Origin of the sequence: Novosphingobium sp. (genome assembly GCF_965229225.1) — a bacterium.
Classification (GTDB): domain Bacteria; phylum Pseudomonadota; class Alphaproteobacteria; order Sphingomonadales; family Sphingomonadaceae; genus Novosphingobium.
Map to the genome: position 1 here is coordinate 2,671,588 of NZ_OZ245867.1, position 17,568 is coordinate 2,689,155.

The window sequence follows — 17,568 nt, forward strand, 5'->3', positions numbered from 1 at the left end:
AGCTCTGCGCCAGAATCATCGGCTCACATGCGTCCGATGGCTGATCCTGTGCGCCGCATGCGGCTTTTCGCGACCGCGCTGCTTCTGCTGATGGCCGCGCTGTTCCTCGCGGCAAGGCAGCTAGAGGCACACTATGCCGGCTGGGGTTTCCTGCGCGCCTTTGCCGAGGCGGCCATGGTCGGCGGCCTCGCGGACTGGTTCGCGGTCACCGCTCTGTTCCGCCATCCGCTTGGCCTGCCCATTCCGCACACCGCGATCATACCGGAGAACAAGGATCGCATTGCCGATTCGATGGCGGCCTTTCTCCGGGCAAACTTCCTCACCCCGCCGGTTGTCGCGCGCCGGCTGCGTAGCCTGAATGCGGCCAGCGCTGCCGGCCAGTATCTCGCCAACCCGCGCCCCGGCGAAGGCCGGCTTGGGGCGGGTGCTGCAAGCCTCATTGCCGATGTGCTGGAATCGCTCGATCAGGAAAAGCTTGGCGGGATGGCCAAGGCCGCGCTGCGCAACCGGATCGAGCGGCTCGCGCTTTCGCCGCTGCTGGGCAACCTGCTTTCCGCCATGATCGCGGAAGGCCGCCACATGCCCTTGATCGAAGCCCTGATCCGTCGGTCAGCCGAAGCTCTGGAAGCCAACGAGGATCTCGTGCGCCGCATGATCCACGACAAGGCGAATACGGTGATGCGCTGGACGGGTCTCGACGAGCGTCTGGCAAACGGCATTCTCGACGGTCTCTACAAGCTTCTCGCCGAAACCGTGGTTATCGAGGATCATCCGCTGCGGTTGAAAATCGAGGAGAGCCTGCATGCGCTGGCAGACGCTCTTGTGAACGATCCTGCCATGCACGCGCGGGTGGAAGCGATGAAACGGGATGTCCTCACCAACCCGGCGTTCGCGGCATGGCTCGATGGTCTGTGGGAGCGCGGGCGAGCTCAGCTGCTGCGCGCAGTCCGCTCTGGCGGCAGCGGGGCGCCGGACGGGGGTGACCGCATCGGTGCCTCGCTGGCCGAGCTGGGCCGCGCCTTGCAGCATGACACGCGCCTGCAGATCCTCGTCAACCGCTTTGCGCGTCGAACCTTGGTCGGTGTCGCCACGCGCTATGGCGGGGAGATTGTCCGGCTGGTTTCCGAAACCGTGCGCCGCTGGGATGCACGAACCGTGACGGCTCGCATCGAGGGTGCTGTCGGCCGGGACCTCCAGTTTATTCGCATCAACGGCACGCTGGTCGGCGGACTTGTCGGGGTGGCGATCCACGCAGTAGATGTAGCACTATGACTGGACCAGAACTCTCGACCGCCCGCCTCGACTTGTGGCGACCTGCGCCGCGCGATCACGCCGCCATGATCGATCTGCTGGCTGACGACGAGGTCCGCCGCCATCTCGGCAGCAGGCCGACCGGCGCTGTCGAGGAGTTCAATCGGCTTTGCCGCAACGCGGGTTCGTGGGCGCTTTACGGCCATGGCATTTTCACTTGCCGCGCGCGCGGATCGGACGAGGTGCTGGGCATCTGCGGCGTGTTCCATTCTTGGCGCGGGTTCGCACACGGCCTCGATGATACGCCGGAGATCGGTTGGATCTTCGCCCGCAAGACATGGGGGCAAGGGGTGGCGAGCGAGGCTGCGCGCGCCTCGCTCGGCTGGTTCGATGCGGCATTCCCGCACCGCAGGGTTGCCTGCATGATCAACGACACCAACCTGCCATCCCTGGCCGTGGCCGACAAACTTGGCTTCGTCCGCTATAATGCGCACGAAGATGAAGGCGGCACGTTGATCCTGCTGGAGCGACTGCCCTAACCGACGAAGGCGCGCTCGATCACGTACTCGCCGGGATGCGAATTCGCACCCTCGGTAAACCCGAAGCCTTCGAGCATGGCGGCGACTTCCTTGATCATCGTCATCGAACCGCAGAGCATGACCCGGTCGTGCACGGGGTCGAAGTTCTTGGGCTCGCCCAGCGAACCCTGAAACAGAGTGCCATCGAGCATCAGGCCTTCGATGCGCTTGTTGGTATGGAAGGGCTCGCGCGTGACGGTGGGGATGTAGGTCAGCCGTTCCGCCGCCATCTCACCCACCAGCGGATCATCGGCCAGCCGGGCTTCCAGTGTCTCGCGATAGGCGAGATCGGATACACCGCGCACCGAGTGGACCACCGCGATCTGCTCGAACCGGTCGTAGATATCGGGATCGCGGATCAGCGACATCCATGGCGCGAGGCCGGTGCCGGTGCCCAGCAGGAACAGACGGCGGCCCGGGAGCAGCGCATCAGCCACCAGCGTGCCGGTCGGCTTGCGGCCGAGATAGATGTGATCGCCCTCCTTGATCTTCTGCAGGCGCGACGTGAGCGGACCGTCCGGCACCTTGATCGAAAGGAATTCCAGCACCTCGTCATAGGCGGGCGAGGCCATCGAATAAGCGCGCAGCAGCGGGCGGCCGTTGTCGCCCATCAGCCCGATCATCACGAACTCGCCAGACCGAAAGCGGAAGCTCGGCGGACGGGTGATCGTGAAGGAAAACAGGAAGTCATTCCAGTGGCGGACCGAAACGACTGTCTCGACCGAAAGGCTGGGGGTGGGCTCAAGGGGAAACTGGTCGGGCAAGAGGCGGCCCTCCATGGCTTGCAGCGGCGCTGCCGGATGGGTGACAATCAGTCCTTACAGATAGACTGTCAAATTGATTTCACACTTGCCGGATGGGGCCGTGTGAGGCGGCTGGGAATGTCAGTGGCCCGCCGGATCGGGCATGAAGGCCGGAGGCGCGGCCTCGCTGGCGAAACGCCAGGCGGAGAGATAGGCCAGCTTCACGATCTTCGTCATCTTCACGTAGTTGATCCGGTCGGCGGTGTCGGTGGTGTGGTGGTAATCGGGATGAAAGCCGGTGTTGAACCACATCGCCGGTACATCCTTCAGAACGAAGGGAAACTGGTCGCTGCGGAAAAACACGTTGAGCGCGTTCTCGTGATCGAACCGGTCATCGAGATCAAGCCCGACGCTGCGATTGGCGGACTGCACGGTGCGGTTGAAATCGGGACTGTAGGTGGCGCCGATCAGGTTCAGCCGGTTGGTCGTGTCCTTGGGGATCTCGATCAACCCGGTGGTCTGGTCGCTCGGCTCCTCGTTGCGGCCGATCATATCGAAGTTGATCATCGCCCGGGTGGTGGCCAGCGGGCGCAGCGGGTGCATCGCCATGTAGTAGCTGCCGAGCAGACCGCGCTCCTCCGCCGCGAAAACAGCAAAGAGAATCGAGCGCTTCGGCTTCACCGGATTGGCCATGAAGGCCCGCGCCAGCGCCACCACGCCGACGGTGCCAGAGCCGTTGTCGTCTGCACCGTGCCAGATCTCCTGGCCCCCATTGCCAGTGGTGCTGCCATCATGATCGTGGTGGGCGCTGATGATCACGGTTTCGGGCGCAAGCGTGGGGTCCGAGCCCGGCAGCAGGCCGACCACGTTGGCCGAAACGCCGCGGCTGCGCGCGGTGTTTTCGAGATGGAGCGCGACGGTGGTATCGGCAAGCGGGCGCGACTGCGGGGTGAGGCCGCCATCAATCGCCGCCTGCAGCGCCGGCGGGGTCATCCCGGCCTTGGCCAGCAAGGCTGCTCCGACCGCATCGGAAACGGTGAGCACGGGAATGCGCAGCTCGTCATCCGGCAGCGCCTGGCCGGGCAGCGGGGGGACGCGCTTTGCGCTGCCGCCGATGCGGTTGACACGCTCGAGATTGGAGGGGTGCTTGCGGTTTGGTTCGGCCACGACAAGCAGGGCCAGCGCGCCGTGGGCTTGCGCGTTCAGGGCCTTGACGCGGTTGGTTGCGTGGCGGGTGTTGCCGGTGCCGTTGAAGCGCGAGGCCGGATCGTTTTCCTGCGGTTCGTGCTCGAACACGAGGACGACCTTTCCGCGTACGTCGAGGCCCTTGTAATCGTCGTAGCCGACGCCGGGCGCGCTGATGCCATAGCCGGCGAAGGCGAGCGGGGCGGCAATATCGATATCATCGCGAAAGCCGCCGAGCATATCGGGTGCTTTCCAGCTTTGTTCGGTGGTGCCGAGGCGCAGGGTGAGGGAATTGGCGGCGGGGTTGGGACGGTACTCGACCAGAGGCACGTTCTGGTACCAGCTCGGCGCGCCCTTCGCATCGGCCGCGGCGGGCTGGAGGCCGGCCTTGGCGAATTCGGCGGCGATCCACTGGACCGCGGCGTCATCGCCGGGCTGGAGCGACATACGGCCGAGCAGCGCATCGGAGGCGATGAACGTGAGATCGGCGCGCAGGTCCGCCTCGCGGATCTGTTCGTAGCCCGGGGCCTGGGCGGCTGGCACGGGAGCGAGCTTCGCCCCTTCGGCGTGGGCTGCGCTGGACCACGCCAGTATTCCAAGGGCTGCGCCCCACGCTGCCTTGACCATCGCCATTCCCCCTGCCCAACTGATCCGAGGGCCTAGGGGCCGCCCAGCCAACTTGTCCATTGGTACTTGGGGGAGTCCCGCCGAATCCAGGTCAGGTTGACACAGTTGACACAGTCCAGAGCGAAAACTCCGGCCACCGGTTTCGCGAAGGAAAACAGGCAGGCGATCGGCGGAGGAGGGCGTGGCGGACATGCCCCGAGTCCTACCCCGCCGGGCTGCCTGTAGGACAGGATGAAATCGCGGCCTGATCAATTGCCCGCGTCGATCAGCGCCTGAATCTTCTGGTAGAACGCTTCGCGGGCATCGCCTTCCGGGCCCTTGGTGGCGCGGGTCCAGTCAGCATTGCTGGCGATCACCAGCCGGCGCTTGGGATCGATGAAGATGCCCTGCCCGAAGATGCCCTGCGCGGCGACCGAGCCATCATCGTAGGTCCACCACTGGTAGCCATAGCCCTTGCCCGGCTCGCCGATGTCCTTCTGCTTGTGGATCGCCGCCGAAAACCAGTCCGGTGGCACGATCTGCTGGCCCGCAGCGTTGCCATTCGCGAGGACGAACAGGCCCATGCGCGCAAAATCACGCGTTGCGGCTTGCAGGCAGCAGCCGGCGATCTCATGCCCGGTCTTGCCGAGCAGCCAGGTGGCCTTGGCTTCCATGCCGACGGGCTTCCAGATCTTCTCTTCAAGATACTGCGAGAGCGGCTTCTTCGTGGCAGAGGACACGAGCACGCCGATCAGGTTGGTCTCGCCGGTGTTGTAGTGCCACACCGTGCCCGGCGGATGCGCGCGGGGGAGCTTGCGCATGTAGCTCACCGTCGCGTCCATGCCCTTCTCGGGCTCGGCATTGTTGAACAGGGCGACGTCGGCCTTGGGGTCCTCGTAGTCCTCGTTCCAGCGCACGCCCGAACTCATGGTGAGGAGCTGCGCCACGCTCACATCGTCATAGGCCGAGCCCTTGAGGTCCGGGATGTATTGGCTGACCTTGTCATCGAGGCTCTTGATATAGCCGTCCTTGATCGCCGCGCCGACCAGCGTGGAGGTAAAGGATTTCGCCACCGAGAAGCTGGTCCATCGGCCCTTGGCATCGAACCCCAACCCGTAGCGTTCCAGCCGGACCTTGCCGTCCTGCACGATCACCAGCCCGGCAGCACGCTGGCTGGCCATGTAGTCGTCGATCCCCGGCACAGTGAGCGGCTTGCCGGCTTGCAGCGGCAAAGGGTGATCCGAGGCGGCGATTTCGTGTGCTTCGGCGAGCACGGGCAATCGGTCCATGGCGCGGAAGGCGGCATCGCGCTGCGGGACCGTCCACATCAGCACATCGCGGTTGGTCGGCATGGCCGCGAGCAGGCCGCGCGTTTCGGCATCAAGGCTGCCATACCAGCCGAGGCCGCCGAGCACGGCAAGTGCTGCCAATCCCAGAGCGATTGTCCTCTTGCGCATGCCGTTCCCCCTCTTGTCCCATGATTTGAGAGGGAAACTAGCGAACCGGGGGCGGCTGTCCAGTGGAGGGCCGCCATCGCCGGTCGCTTTGCGCAGTCGCCGTCAGTCAGCGATCCAGTTGCCGTGGAAACCCGGCGGGATGCGGCAGGGGATATGGACGGTGGCGACCGGCTCGCCAGCGATGTCCTGCGCATCGAGGATGACGAGATCCGTCGTCCCGCTCGCGCCATCGATCACATAGCCCATCAGCCAGCCGTGGCCTTCGGGGGCATCGGCGCTCTGCGGCACGAACACGAATTCTCCCGGCACCTTGGCCGGTCCGAAGTCGCGAACCGTGCGCTCGCCCGTGTGCAGATCGAACGCGAAGATCGGGGCATGGCCGATGAAGTTTGCCGGATCATCGGTGGCGAGACCCATGGACCACGCATAGCGATAGGGCTGGCCAAAGAAGCGTTCGTCCGGGCGCGGGAATTCCTGCGGCGTGGCGTCGATCGTCTTGCGGCTGACCGCGCGGGCGGCGGGATCGATGACCCAACGCTCAAGGCCGAGCGGCTTGCCGACGGGCCCGTCCACCCCGCCGCTGCCCGCAGGCTCGAACATCGTCTCATAGGCGCAGAGATCGACCACGACCGTGCCATCTTCGGCATCGAAGCTGTTGCTGACATGGAAGACGTAGAGCGGATCGACCTCACACCAGATGATCTCGTCCGCGCCGCCTTCGCGCGGGAGAAGGCCGACGCGCGCCTTGTGATCGGGATTCCACCTGTAGGGGAACGTCGCGCCGCCGATGACCGCGCTCATCGAGAAGGTCACCGGCAGATCGAAGATCAGTACGTAGCGCGCGGTCAGGCTGGATTCGTGGATCGACGGGCCGTGTTCGACAGGGATGGTCACTTCGCGCGTTACCGAGCCTTCGGGCGATACCCGGACATACCAGACCTTGTCGTGCGTGGTGCCGTTGTAAGTGATGGCGTGGAGTTCGCCGGTCTGCGGATCCTCGTGCGGGTGGGCGGTGAAGGGCACGCGCAAGGTGCCTTCCAGATCGGTGTAGGCCACGCTTTCGAGATCGTGCGAAAGTTCGACCGGGAAGCTGCCCGCCTCGACCAGCGCCCAGGTCTTGCCGCCGTGGCCGATCACGTTGGTGTTGACCGTATCGAAGTCTGCCGAAAGACGCGGCCCGGGTGCTGCGGACGGACCGCCCTGCGCCTCAAGCTTGCGCGAGCGGATGTAGCGGTTCCGATACCACTCGGCCTTTCCGCCCTTGAGGTAGACGCCGTGGACCATGCCATCGCCGACGAACCAGTGATGCCCGCGCGGATCGGGCTTGAACGGGTTGGGGCCGATGCGGACATAGCGGCCGGACAGGTCCGCCGGGATCGTGCCAGTGACGGTGAGATCGGTGATCGTCCGCTCCTCGCTCACCGGGGTGTGAAGGCCCGAAAGGAACGCGTGCTGGCGGTCTCTGCGCTGGCGCTTGCGATTGATGCCAGCGACCGTTTCCACGCCCTTGGTCACGACAGTGCGAATGGTGGTCTCGACGATGCTTGCCACAGCACAGAACTCCCCGTAGATGTTTATGCTGTAAACATAGAGGCAATGCTAACAGTGTCAACATCAATTGCGGAGCAGCGCGCCTATCACCATGGCGATTTGCGGGCAGCCTTGGTGTCGGCTGGCCTGCAGGCCCTGGAAAGCACGGATATTTCAGAGATTTCGCTGCGTGGGTTGGCCCGCGAAGTGGGTGTTTCCGCGACGGCGGTCTATCGGCATTTCCCCGACAAGCGGGCGCTGCTCACGGCCATGGCCATGGAAGGGCTGGCCAGGCTTGGCCAATTGCAGCAGCGCGCAGCGGAAGATGCGGGGGATCAGGCCTTCTCCGCAACTGGCCGTGCCTATGTGCGATTCGCGCTGGCGAACCCGGGGCTGTTCCGCCTTGTCTTCACGCATTGCGACATGCGCAGCGATGGCTTGCCAGAGGGCAATCTTGCGGCGGACATGCTGCTGGGGAGCGCGGCGAAGGTTACCGGTGGTGACAAGGCAGCCGCCCGCCGCTTTGCCCTGCAGGCCTGGGCGCTGGTCCATGGCCTTGCGATGCTGATGCTGGACGGCCAGCTCCCCGCCGATGAAGGCTTGATCGATCAGGTGATCGACGGTCCTTCGATGTGGCCGCAACGTTTGTGACAAGCGCATTCTGGCGGCACAGAAAAAGGGCCGGAAGGTTTCCCCTCCGGCCCCGATTCTTGTCGGCTTGAACGGCGCAGGACTTAGAAGTCCATGCCGCCCATACCGCCCATGCCGCCACCCATCGGGGGCATCGCGGGCTTGTCTTCCGGACGCTCGATGATCGCGGCTTCGGTCGTGATCAGCAGACCGGCAACCGAGGCGGCGTCCTGAAGCGCGGTGCGCACGACCTTGGTGGGGTCGATCACGCCGGCGGCCTTCAGGTTTTCGTAGGTGTCGGTGGCAGCGTTGAAGCCCTGGGTCTCATCGCCTTCGCGCAGCAGGTTGCCCGAAACGACCGCACCATCGTGGCCGGCGTTCGTGGCGATCTGCCGGATCGGCGCGAGGATCGCTCGGCGGACGATGTCGATGCCCTTGGTCTGGTCATCGTTGGCGCCCTTGAGGCCGACGAGGGCCTTGGTTGCGTAGAGCAGAGCCGTACCGCCGCCGGGGACGATGCCTTCTTCGACCGCAGCGCGGGTCGCGTGGAGGGCGTCGTCGACGCGGTCCTTGCGCTCCTTGACTTCGACTTCCGATGCGCCGCCGACCTTGATCACGGCCACACCGCCGGCCAGCTTGGCCAGACGTTCCTGCAGCTTCTCGCGGTCGTAATCGCTGGTGGTGACTTCGATCTGCGCGCGGATCTGCTCGACGCGGGCCTTGATCTCGTCAGCCGAACCTGCACCATCGACGATCGTGGTGTTGTCCTTGTCGATCGTGACCTTCTTGGCCTGGCCGAGCATCGCGAGCGTGACGCTCTCGAGCTTGATGCCGAGGTCTTCGGAGATCATCTCGCCGGCGGTCAGCGTGGCGATATCGCCCAGCATGGCCTTGCGGCGATCACCGAAGCCCGGAGCCTTGACGGCTGCGACCTTAAGGCCGCCGCGCAGCTTGTTGACCACGAGGGTCGCGAGCGCTTCGCCTTCGATGTCCTCGGCGATGATGAGGAGCGGACGACCGGTCTGCACCACGGCCTCGAGAACCGGAAGCATCGCCTGGAGCGACGAGAGCTTCTTCTCGTGGATAAGGATGTAGGGGCTGTCGAGCTCGACCGTCATCTTGTCGGGGTTGGTGATGAAGTAGGGCGAGAGGTAGCCGCGGTCGAACTGCATGCCTTCGACGACATCGAGTTCGAATTCGAGGCCCTTGGCCTCTTCCACGGTGATCACGCCTTCCTTGCCGACCTTGTCCATCGCCTCGGCGATCTTCTGGCCGACTTCGACGTCGCCATTGGCCGAGATGATGCCGACCTGCGCGATTTCGGCGGTGCCGGCGACCGGGGTCGAGCGGGCCTTGAGGTCATCGACAACCTTGCTGACGGCGAGATCGATGCCGCGCTTCAGGTCCATCGGGTTCATGCCGGCGGCGACCGAGGTCATGCCTTCGCGCACGATCGCCTGGGCCAGCACGGTGGCGGTGGTGGTGCCGTCACCGGCGAGGTCGTTGGTCTTCGAGGCGACTTCGCGCAGCATCTGCGCGCCCATGTTCTCGAACTTGTCCTTGAGCTCGATTTCCTTGGCGACGGTGACGCCGTCCTTGGTGATGCGGGGCGCGCCGAAGCTCTTGTCGATCACGACGTTGCGGCCCTTGGGGCCCAGCGTGACCTTGACGGCATCTGCGAGGATGTCGACGCCGCGCAGAATGCGCTCACGAGCGTCGCGGCCGAACTTTACGTCCTTGGCAGCCATGATGTTTTCCTTTGAATGAAAAGAGTTGGTTCAGGAAATCCGGGTGATCAGCCGATCACGCCAAGGATGTCCGATTCCTTCATGATCAGCAGGTCTTCGCCGCCGACCTTGACTTCGGTGCCCGACCACTTGCCGAACAGCACGCGGTCACCGACCTTGACGTCGAGCGGGGTGATCGTGCCGTTTTCGGCGCGGGCGCCCGAACCGATCGCCACGACTTCGCCCTCGGCGGGCTTTTCCTTGGCGCTATCGGGAATGATGATGCCGCCGGCGGTCTTTTCCTCGGCTTCGACACGGCGCACGAGCACGCGGTCGTGCAGCGGACGGAAGGTCATGGGTATCTCCCTTGTTCCATGATACAGAAATGGCACTTGGCACTCTCAGGTGGAGAGTGCCAGCACGGCGCATATGGGTGGGGGGCGCAGGGAGGTCAACCTCCTGCGCCCAAGTTTTTTAGGCCCAAGTTCTTTAGGCGGGGAGGAGTCCCAGCTTCTCACGCCGGTTCCAGCGCCAGAGCAGCAGTGCGGCCACGACGATAAGGCCGACGGCGAGCCCGATCCACACGCCGAGGCCCTGCAGCGGAGTCATCAGGCCGAGCCACAGCGCGGTGCCAATGCCCGGAATCCAGTAGCCGAACAGCGCGATGCCCATCGGCACGCGGGTATCCTGCAGCCCACGCAGGAGAGCAGCACCGACCGCTTGCGCACCGTCGAAGATCTGGAAGGCGGCCGCAACGACCATGTACTGCGTGGCAAGCTGGACCAGCCGCGCGTTGGCGGGGTCTGCCGGGTCGATATAGGCGGCGAGGATGAGGTTCGGGAAGACCAGCATCAACGTGGCCATCAGCGCCATGAAGCCGATGCCGAGAACCATGGCAACCTGCCCGGACCGCGTGATCGCCGCCTTGTCCCGCCCGCCATAGGCAAGGCCGACGCGGATCGTGGCAGCCTGGGCAATGCCGAAGGGCACCTGGAAGGTGAAGGCAGCGAACTGCAACGCAACGGTGTGCGCGGCCAGTTCGACCTCGCCGATGCGGCCCATGAGAAAGGCCGCGCCGTTGAACATGCCCGCCTCGGCGATGATCGTGGCGGTGATCGGCAGGCCGATCCGCATCACGTCGGCAAAGCGCGTCCAGTCCGGCCGCCACCAGCGCCCGCCGAAGCGATAGCGGCGCAGGCGCCGGTCGCTGCGGATGACGATGGCATAGGCGGCCAGCATGAACATGCTGGTGACGATGCTCGACAGGGCGGACCCGGTGAGCCCGAGCGCCGGCGCACCGAAATGGCCGAAGACGAACGTGTAGTTGCCAAGCGCGTTGACCGCGACGGCGAGGCCGTTGATCGCCGTGCCGATGAGCGGGCGGCCGAGCGTCGAGACCACGGTGCGCAGCAGCGAAGCGAACACGGCGGGAACACAGGCCCACATCAGCACGTTGAGGAACGGAACCGCGAGTGCGATCACATCCTCGCTCTGACCGGTGATGCGCATCAGCGGACCGCCGAGGAGGCACACGCCCATCGCGCCGACGCCCGCGATGACGCCCGCCCAGCCGGCCATGCGCACGGTGCGGCGCACTTCGCGCACGGCGTGGCGGCGCGCGCCGATTTCGGCAGCGATCAGCGGCGAAGCGGCGCCGACAAGGCCGGTGAGGCTCCAGATGAGGAGGCCGAACAGCGAGACCGAGAGCGCGGAAGCCGCCAGCGCCGCGGGGCCGAGCCGCGCGACGAAGATCACGTCGACCGCCCACACCGCCATCTGCAGCAGATTCGCGCCCACGAGCGGCGCGGCAAGGCGCAGCGTCGCGCGCCATTCATCGCTCCAGCGGGTGGGTGCGGCTTCAAACATGGAGCGGGGCATAGGGACGGCGCGGCGGCTTGGAAAGGGCGCGCGGGGGCACATGCGGGCACTGCAAGCAAAAAGGGCAGGCCTTGCGGCCCGCCCTTTCCGTACCGCGGGCGCTTCAAGACACCCGCGAAAGCCGTGAAGCTTACTTGATCTCGACGGTGCCGCCGGCAGCTTCGATCTTGGCCTTGATGTCCTCGGCCTCGGCCTTATTGACACCTTCCTTGATCGCCTTCGGAGCGGCTTCGACGAGGGCCTTGGCTTCGGTCAGGCCGAGCGCGGTGATGGCGCGCACTTCCTTGATGACCTGGATCTTCTTGCCGCCGTCGCCGGTCAGGATGACGTCGAATTCGGTCTTCTCTTCGACCGCGGCAGCGGCTTCGCCGCCACCAGCGGGCGCAGCAACGGCAACGGCAGCAGCGGCGCTGACGCCCCATGCTTCTTCGAGAGCCTTGGCGAGGTCAGCGGCTTCGAGAACGGTGAGCTTCGAAAGTTCTGCAACGAGATTGGCGATATCGGCCATGATGATAACTCCTCAATGTGGTTTGCCCAAATGCAAATGATCTTGGGCGAATGATCTGAAAAACAGGTCTGAGATTGCTTGTCGCTTACGCGGCATCCTTCTCGGCGTAGGCAGCAAAGACGCGGGCCAGCTTGGCCGCCGGAGCGGTCGTGAGCTGGGCGATCTTGGTCGCCGGAGCCTGAATGAGGCCGATGAGCTTGGCGCGCATCTCGTCGAGCGAGGGCATCGTGGCGAGTGCCTTGATCCCATCGGCGTCGAGAACGACCGTGCCCATTGCACCGCCAACGATTTCGAGCTTGTCGTTGGTCTTGGCGAAATCGACGACGACCTTGGCGGCCGCCACCGGATCCGCCGAAGCGGCGATGCCGGTAGGACCGGTGAAGAGGTCACTCATGCCCTCGTACGCGGTGCCCTTGGCGGCAATCTTGGCCAGACTGTTCTTCGCAACCTTGAACGAAGCGCCCGCCTCGCGGACCTTGATGCGCAGGGCGGTGGACTGGGCCACCGACAAGCCGAGGTTGCGGGTGACGACCACCACGCCTGCCTCGTTGAACACCTCGGTCAGGAAGGCGACCGATTCGGCTTTCTGCGAACGATCCATGCCATACTCCTTCACATGTGGCCGAAGGGGGCACGCCCCCGACGACCGGCTACATTTGTCCATGGCACACTTGGCACCACGGGCGAGTCCGCTGAGGGGGGAAGGAGCGCGCGGAAAACCGCACGAATGGCTGGCGTTCCGCATGAGAGCGGACCAACAGGCCGTGGGCGCTTGCGGCGCCCTGAAACTCTTTTCCCCGTCTAGGCTGGAGATTAAGCAGGAAGCCTGCACCAGCTGTCTCGGACGGATGACCTTCAGGGCCGGGGCCCGTCTGGTCGATGGGCGCATTGGCGCAAGTGCGGCGAAGAGTCAAGCAATGCGGGGCTCGGGGCGGTACGGAGGGGCGGCGCCGGTTGACAAACTACCGGGCTGCGCCTAACTCGCGGCGCTTGCCCACTGTTTCGAGCAAGGCGGTCCCATACGCGGGGGACGGCCCAGGAAGGAAGCGGTTCGGGTTTCGTCTGACGCGATGATGCCATTTGCCACCGGGAATCCAGCTGGAATCCATGGGTGGTGCTTGGCGTTTCGCCTTTCAGGCACCACACGCCGCGTGTGGTTTTTGCCGGATTTCCAGCCTTCCGGGCTGCGGCCGGCACGAGTGACAAACAAGAGGCTGAACCTTTCATGGCTACCAAGGCATCCCCCTCGGCCAAGCCGGCACGCGCCGGTTTCAAGAAGCGTATCCGCAAGATCTTCGGCGACATCCACGAAGTGGTGCAGATGCCGAACCTGATCGAGGTTCAGCGCGAAAGCTACGAGCAGTTCCTGCGCTCCGATCCGGCCACGGGCTATGTCTCGGGTCTGGAAAAGACGCTGCGCTCGGTCTTCCCGATCCAGGACTTCGCCGGCACCGCCAGCCTCGATATCAAGGAGCGCGACGGCTATGTGCTCGAGGCGCCGAAGTACGACGTAAACGAATGCCGCCAGCGCGGGATCACCTACGCTGCGCCGATGAAGGTGACGCTCAAGCTCGCGACCTTCGAGGTCGATAGCGAGACCGAGACCAAGAGCCTCATCGATATCAAGGAGCAGGACGTCTACATGGGCGATATCCCGCTCATGACCGATAACGGCACCTTCATCATCAACGGGACCGAGCGCGTCATCGTCAGCCAGATGCACCGGTCGCCGGGCGTGCTGTTCGACCATGACCGCGGCAAGACGCACTCCTCGGGCAAGTACCTGTTTGCCGCGCGCGTCATTCCCTATCGCGGTTCGTGGCTCGATTTCGAATTCGACGCCAAGGACATCGTCAACGTCCGCATCGACCGCAAGCGCAAGCTGCCGGTGACAGCGCTGCTCTATGCGCTCGGGCTCAACGGCGAGCAGATCCTCGACTTCTTCTACTCCAAGGTCGTGTGGGCGCGTGCCGAGGGCGGCTGGAAGGTGCCCTTCGTGCTCGACCAGTGGCGCGGCACGAAGCCGGCATTCGATATCGTCGATGCCGCCTCGGGTGAAGTCGTGTTCCCCGCCGGCACCAAGATCAGCCCGCGTGCGGCCAACAAGGCGGCCAAGGACGGCTTGCAGAACCTGCTGATTCCGACCGAGGAAATCTTCGGCCGCTATGCCGCCAAGGACATGATCGACGAGAGCACCGGCCGCATCTGGATCGAGGCGGGCGATGAAGTCTCGCCCGAAAACCTCGAAGTGCTCGACAAGGCCGGCGTCGACGTACTCGAACTGCTCGACATCGACCACGTGAACACGGGTCCGTGGATCCGCAACACGATGAAGGCCGACAAGGCCGAGGACCGCGATCAGGCGCTTTCGGACATCTACCGCGTGATGCGCCCCGGCGAGCCGCCGACGCGCGAGACCGCAGAAGCGCTGTTCGACGGCCTGTTCTTCGATCCGGATCGCTACGACCTTTCGGCCGTGGGCCGCGTCAAGCTCAACATGCGTCTCAGCCTCGATTGCCCGGACACCGTCACCACGCTGCGCACCGACGATATCCTGGCGGTGGTCAAGGAACTGGTGAACCTCAAGGACGGCAAGGGCGAGGTTGACGATATCGACAACCTCGGCAACCGCCGCGTCCGTTCGGTGGGCGAGCTGCTGGAAAACCAGTACCGCGTCGGCCTGCTGCGCATGGAACGCGCGGTGAAGGAGCGCATGAGCTCGGTCGACGTATCGACCGTGATGCCGAACGACCTCATCAACGCGAAGCCCGCCGTGGCTGCGGTGCGCGAGTTCTTCGGTTCCTCGCAGCTCTCGCAGTTCATGGACCAGACCAACCCGCTTTCGGAAGTCACCCACAAGCGCCGCGTTTCGGCGCTCGGGCCGGGTGGTCTGACCCGCGAGCGCGCCGGCTTTGAAGTGCGCGACGTTCACCCGACGCACTATGGCCGCATCTGCCCGATCGAAACGCCGGAAGGCCCGAACATCGGTCTGATCAACTCGCTCTCCACCTTCGCCCGCGTCAACAAGTACGGCTTCATCGAGACGCCGTACCGCAAGGTCGTGGACCAGAAGGTCACCGGCGACGTGGTCTATCTCTCGGCGATGGAAGAGCAGAAGCACACCGTGGCGCAGGCCTCGGCCGGGCTGAACCCGGACGGTTCGTTCGCGGAAGAGCTCGTCTCAGCGCGGCAGAACGGCGAATTCGTGATGAGCCCGCGCGAGAACGTGACGCTCATGGACGTCAGCCCCAAGCAGCTGGTGTCGGTCGCGGCTTCGCTCATTCCGTTCCTCGAAAACGACGACGCCAACCGCGCGCTGATGGGCTCGAACATGCAGCGCCAGGCGGTGCCGCTGGTCAAGGCCGACGCACCGTTCGTGGGCACCGGCATGGAAGAGACCGTGGCGCGCGATTCGGGCGCCGCGATTTCGGCGCTGCGTTCGGGTGTGGTCGATCAGGTCGACGCGACCCGTATCGTGATCCGCGCTTCGGGCGATATCGAACCCGGCCAGTCGGGCGTCGACATCTACCGCCTGCAGAAGTTCGAACGCTCGAACCAGTCGACCTGCATCAACCAGCGTCCGCTGGTGAAGGTGGGTGATCTGATCGAGAAGGGCATGATCATCGCCGACGGTCCCTCGACCGAATTCGGTGAGCTGGCGCTCGGCCGGAACGTGCTCGTCGCGTTCATGCCGTGGAATGGCTACAACTACGAAGACTCGATCCTGATCAGCGAACGCATCGTGAAGGAAGACGTCTTCACCTCGATCCACATCGAGGAGTTCGAAGTCATGGCCCGCGACACCAAGCTCGGGCCCGAAGACATCACCCGCGACATCCCGAACGTCGGTGAGGAAGCCCTGCGCAACCTCGATGAGGCGGGCATCGTCTACATCGGCGCCGAAGTGCACCCCGGTGACATTCTCGTCGGCAAGATCACGCCCAAGGGCGAGAGCCCGATGACGCCGGAAGAGAAGCTGCTCCGCGCGATCTTCGGCGAAAAGGCCAGCGACGTGCGCGACACTTCGCTGCGTCTGCCACCGGGCGTTTCGGGCACGATCGTCGATGTGCGCGTGTTCAACCGTCACGGCATCGAGATCGATGACCGTACCCGCGCGATCCAGAACGAGGAAATCGAACGCCTCGCCAAGGACCGCGAGGACGAGCGCGCGATCCTCAACCGGGCGACCTTCAACCGCCTCAGGGAAATGCTGGTCGGCCAGGTTTCGGCCGCAGCGCCCAAGGGTGTGAAGAAGGGCGAAGAGATCACCGAGCAGGTGCTCGCCGATGTCGAGCGCCACGAGTGGTGGAAGTTCGCCCTCGCCGACGATGCGCGCCAGCAGCAGCTGGAAGCGGTCAAGGCGCAGTACGACACCGCCGTCCGCGCGATCCAGGAGAAGTTCGAGGATCGCAAGGAGAAGCTCGAGCGCGGTGACGAACTGGCGCCGGGCGTGCTCAAGATGGTCAAGGTCTTCGTCGCGGTGAAGCGCAAGCTGCAGCCGGGCGACAAGATGGCCGGCCGTCACGGCAACAAGGGTATCATCAGCCGCATCCTGCCGCAGGAAGACATGCCGTTCCTCGAGGACGGTACGCCGGTCGATTTCGTGCTCAACCCGCTGGGCGTGCCGTCGCGCATGAACGTCGGGCAGATCTTCGAAACGCACCTTGGCTGGGCTGCGCGCGGCCTTGGCAAGCGGATCGGTGCGGCGCTCGACGCGTGGCGCGAAGCCAACCCGAACCCCGAAGCCGGCGCTCCGCCGGAAGCGGTGCGCGAACTGCTGACGGAGATCTACGGCGACAACTACAGCGCCGAGATTGCCGCACGCAGCGACGAGCAGATCGTCGATCTTGCCCAGTCGGTTCGCCAGGGCGTGCCGATGGGTTCGCCGGTCTTCGACGGTGCGGTCGAGAAGGACGTGACCGACATGCTGCGTCTCGCCGGGCTCGATGAATCGGGCCAGGTGACGCTCTATGACGGCCGCACCGGCGAGGCGTTCGACCGCAAGGTCACGGTGGGCATGAAGTACGTGCTCAAGCTCCACCACCTTGTCGACGACAAGATCCACGCGCGTTCGATCGGGCCCTACAGCCTCGTCACCCAGCAGCCGCTGGGCGGCAAGGCCCAGTTCGGCGGCCAGCGCTTCGGCGAAATGGAGGTCTGGGCGCTGCAGGCCTATGGCGCGGCCTACACGCTGCAGGAAATGCTCACGGTGAAGTCCGACGACGTGGTCGGCCGCACCAAGGTCTACGAAGCGATCGTCAAGGGTGACGACACCTTCGAGGCCGGCATTCCCGAGAGCTTCAACGTGCTCGTCAAGGAAATGCGCAGCCTGGGTCTCAACGTCGAACTTTCGTCGGTGGATGTCGACGAAGACGGCGTGGCGATCGCGGCGGAGTAAGCAGTCAGGGCCGGTGTGGCACATGCCCGCCGGCCAACCGACTGATCGCGCTTAGAGTTTCCCTCCAAGTGAGGAAT

Annotated in this window: 13 protein-coding genes; 4 read left to right on the forward strand and 9 right to left on the reverse strand. The window is 64.8% G+C overall.

Annotated elements, in window-relative coordinates:
* Positions 1–57: 57 nt before the first annotated feature.
* Together ACO06X_RS12295 and ACO06X_RS12300 are read left to right on the forward strand one after the other, a co-directional pair.
* A complete protein-coding gene (locus tag ACO06X_RS12295) occupies positions 58–1,272 on the forward strand; it encodes a DUF445 domain-containing protein (RefSeq protein ID WP_421839901.1) in 1,215 nt (404 codons plus the stop codon).
* Positions 1,269–1,790 (forward strand): GNAT family N-acetyltransferase, encoded by a 522-nt coding sequence (locus ACO06X_RS12300; protein WP_421836551.1) that lies wholly within the window; start codon positions 1,269–1,271, stop codon positions 1,788–1,790. Before ACO06X_RS12295 ends, ACO06X_RS12300 begins: the two co-directional genes overlap by 4 nt.
* On the opposite strand, the gene ACO06X_RS12305 is transcribed toward ACO06X_RS12300, so the two are convergent.
* From ACO06X_RS12305 to ACO06X_RS12320, 4 genes are all read right to left on the reverse strand, one after another.
* Entirely contained in the window at positions 1,787–2,608 is an 822-nt protein-coding gene (locus ACO06X_RS12305) for a ferredoxin--NADP reductase (RefSeq protein ID WP_298173560.1), read from the reverse strand. The two genes, ACO06X_RS12300 and ACO06X_RS12305, sit on opposite strands and share 4 nt — an antisense overlap.
* Before the next feature lie 105 nt (positions 2,609–2,713).
* Positions 2,714–4,384, reverse strand: coding sequence for a M20/M25/M40 family metallo-hydrolase (locus tag ACO06X_RS12310; RefSeq protein WP_421836552.1), 1,671 nt, complete (start codon positions 4,382–4,384; stop codon positions 2,714–2,716).
* Between the two features lie 248 nt (positions 4,385–4,632).
* On the reverse strand, positions 4,633–5,820 hold the full coding sequence (locus ACO06X_RS12315; RefSeq protein WP_421836553.1) for a serine hydrolase domain-containing protein: 1,188 nt from the start codon (positions 5,818–5,820) through the stop codon (positions 4,633–4,635).
* A 102-nt stretch (positions 5,821–5,922) separates the two neighbouring features.
* Positions 5,923–7,371: a carotenoid oxygenase family protein gene (locus ACO06X_RS12320; RefSeq protein WP_421836554.1), complete on the reverse strand. Its 1,449-nt coding sequence runs from the start codon at positions 7,369–7,371 to the stop codon at positions 5,923–5,925.
* 45 nt (positions 7,372–7,416) lie between these two features.
* Here ACO06X_RS12320 and ACO06X_RS12325 point away from each other — a divergent pair, with 45 nt between their 5' ends.
* Entirely contained in the window at positions 7,417–8,001 is a 585-nt protein-coding gene (locus ACO06X_RS12325) for a TetR/AcrR family transcriptional regulator (RefSeq protein ID WP_421836555.1), read from the forward strand.
* An 83-nt stretch (positions 8,002–8,084) separates the two neighbouring features.
* On the opposite strand, the gene groL is transcribed toward ACO06X_RS12325, so the two are convergent.
* The 5 genes from groL to rplJ form a co-directional block, all read right to left on the reverse strand.
* Entirely contained in the window at positions 8,085–9,728 is a 1,644-nt protein-coding gene (gene groL / locus ACO06X_RS12330) for a chaperonin GroEL (protein WP_421836556.1), read from the reverse strand.
* A 47-nt stretch (positions 9,729–9,775) separates the two neighbouring features.
* The gene (gene groES / locus ACO06X_RS12335; protein WP_298172885.1) at positions 9,776–10,063 is read right to left on the reverse strand and encodes a co-chaperone GroES; all 288 of its coding nucleotides are present in this window, start codon (positions 10,061–10,063) and stop codon (positions 9,776–9,778) included.
* Positions 10,064–10,196: 133 nt separating this feature from the next.
* A complete protein-coding gene (locus ACO06X_RS12340; RefSeq protein WP_421836557.1) occupies positions 10,197–11,573 on the reverse strand; it encodes an MATE family efflux transporter in 1,377 nt (458 codons plus the stop codon).
* 142 nt (positions 11,574–11,715) lie between these two features.
* The gene (rplL, locus tag ACO06X_RS12345; RefSeq protein WP_421836558.1) at positions 11,716–12,093 is read right to left on the reverse strand and encodes a 50S ribosomal protein L7/L12; all 378 of its coding nucleotides are present in this window, start codon (positions 12,091–12,093) and stop codon (positions 11,716–11,718) included.
* Between the two features lie 85 nt (positions 12,094–12,178).
* The gene (gene rplJ, locus ACO06X_RS12350) at positions 12,179–12,694 is read right to left on the reverse strand and encodes a 50S ribosomal protein L10 (protein ID WP_421836559.1); all 516 of its coding nucleotides are present in this window, start codon (positions 12,692–12,694) and stop codon (positions 12,179–12,181) included.
* Positions 12,695–13,318: 624 nt separating this feature from the next.
* On the opposite strand from rplJ, the gene rpoB reads away from it, so the two are divergent.
* Complete coding sequence (gene rpoB / locus ACO06X_RS12355) at positions 13,319–17,491, forward strand: DNA-directed RNA polymerase subunit beta (protein ID WP_421836560.1); 4,173 nt, start codon at positions 13,319–13,321, stop codon at positions 17,489–17,491.
* Positions 17,492–17,568 lie beyond the last annotated feature (77 nt).

What these genes read in the sequence shown, in the direction of transcription:
- ACO06X_RS12325 (WP_421836555.1), top strand. Translation starts at nt 7,417, where the DNA reads ATGCTAACAGTGTCAACATCAATTGCGGAGCAGCGCGCCTATCACCAT.
- rplL (WP_421836558.1), bottom strand. Translation starts at nt 12,093, where the DNA reads ATGGCCGATATCGCCAATCTCGTTGCAGAACTTTCGAAGCTCACCGTT.
- ACO06X_RS12295 (WP_421839901.1), top strand. Translation starts at nt 58, where the DNA reads ATGCGGCTTTTCGCGACCGCGCTGCTTCTGCTGATGGCCGCGCTGTTC.
- ACO06X_RS12315 (WP_421836553.1), bottom strand. Translation starts at nt 5,820, where the DNA reads ATGCGCAAGAGGACAATCGCTCTGGGATTGGCAGCACTTGCCGTGCTC.
- rplJ (WP_421836559.1), bottom strand. Translation starts at nt 12,694, where the DNA reads ATGGATCGTTCGCAGAAAGCCGAATCGGTCGCCTTCCTGACCGAGGTG.
- ACO06X_RS12300 (WP_421836551.1), top strand. Translation starts at nt 1,269, where the DNA reads ATGACTGGACCAGAACTCTCGACCGCCCGCCTCGACTTGTGGCGACCT.
- groES (WP_298172885.1), bottom strand. Translation starts at nt 10,063, where the DNA reads ATGACCTTCCGTCCGCTGCACGACCGCGTGCTCGTGCGCCGTGTCGAA.
- rpoB (WP_421836560.1), top strand. Translation starts at nt 13,319, where the DNA reads ATGGCTACCAAGGCATCCCCCTCGGCCAAGCCGGCACGCGCCGGTTTC.
- ACO06X_RS12310 (WP_421836552.1), bottom strand. Translation starts at nt 4,384, where the DNA reads ATGGTCAAGGCAGCGTGGGGCGCAGCCCTTGGAATACTGGCGTGGTCC.
- ACO06X_RS12305 (WP_298173560.1), bottom strand. Translation starts at nt 2,608, where the DNA reads ATGGAGGGCCGCCTCTTGCCCGACCAGTTTCCCCTTGAGCCCACCCCC.
- ACO06X_RS12340 (WP_421836557.1), bottom strand. Translation starts at nt 11,573, where the DNA reads ATGTTTGAAGCCGCACCCACCCGCTGGAGCGATGAATGGCGCGCGACG.
- groL (WP_421836556.1), bottom strand. Translation starts at nt 9,728, where the DNA reads ATGGCTGCCAAGGACGTAAAGTTCGGCCGCGACGCTCGTGAGCGCATT.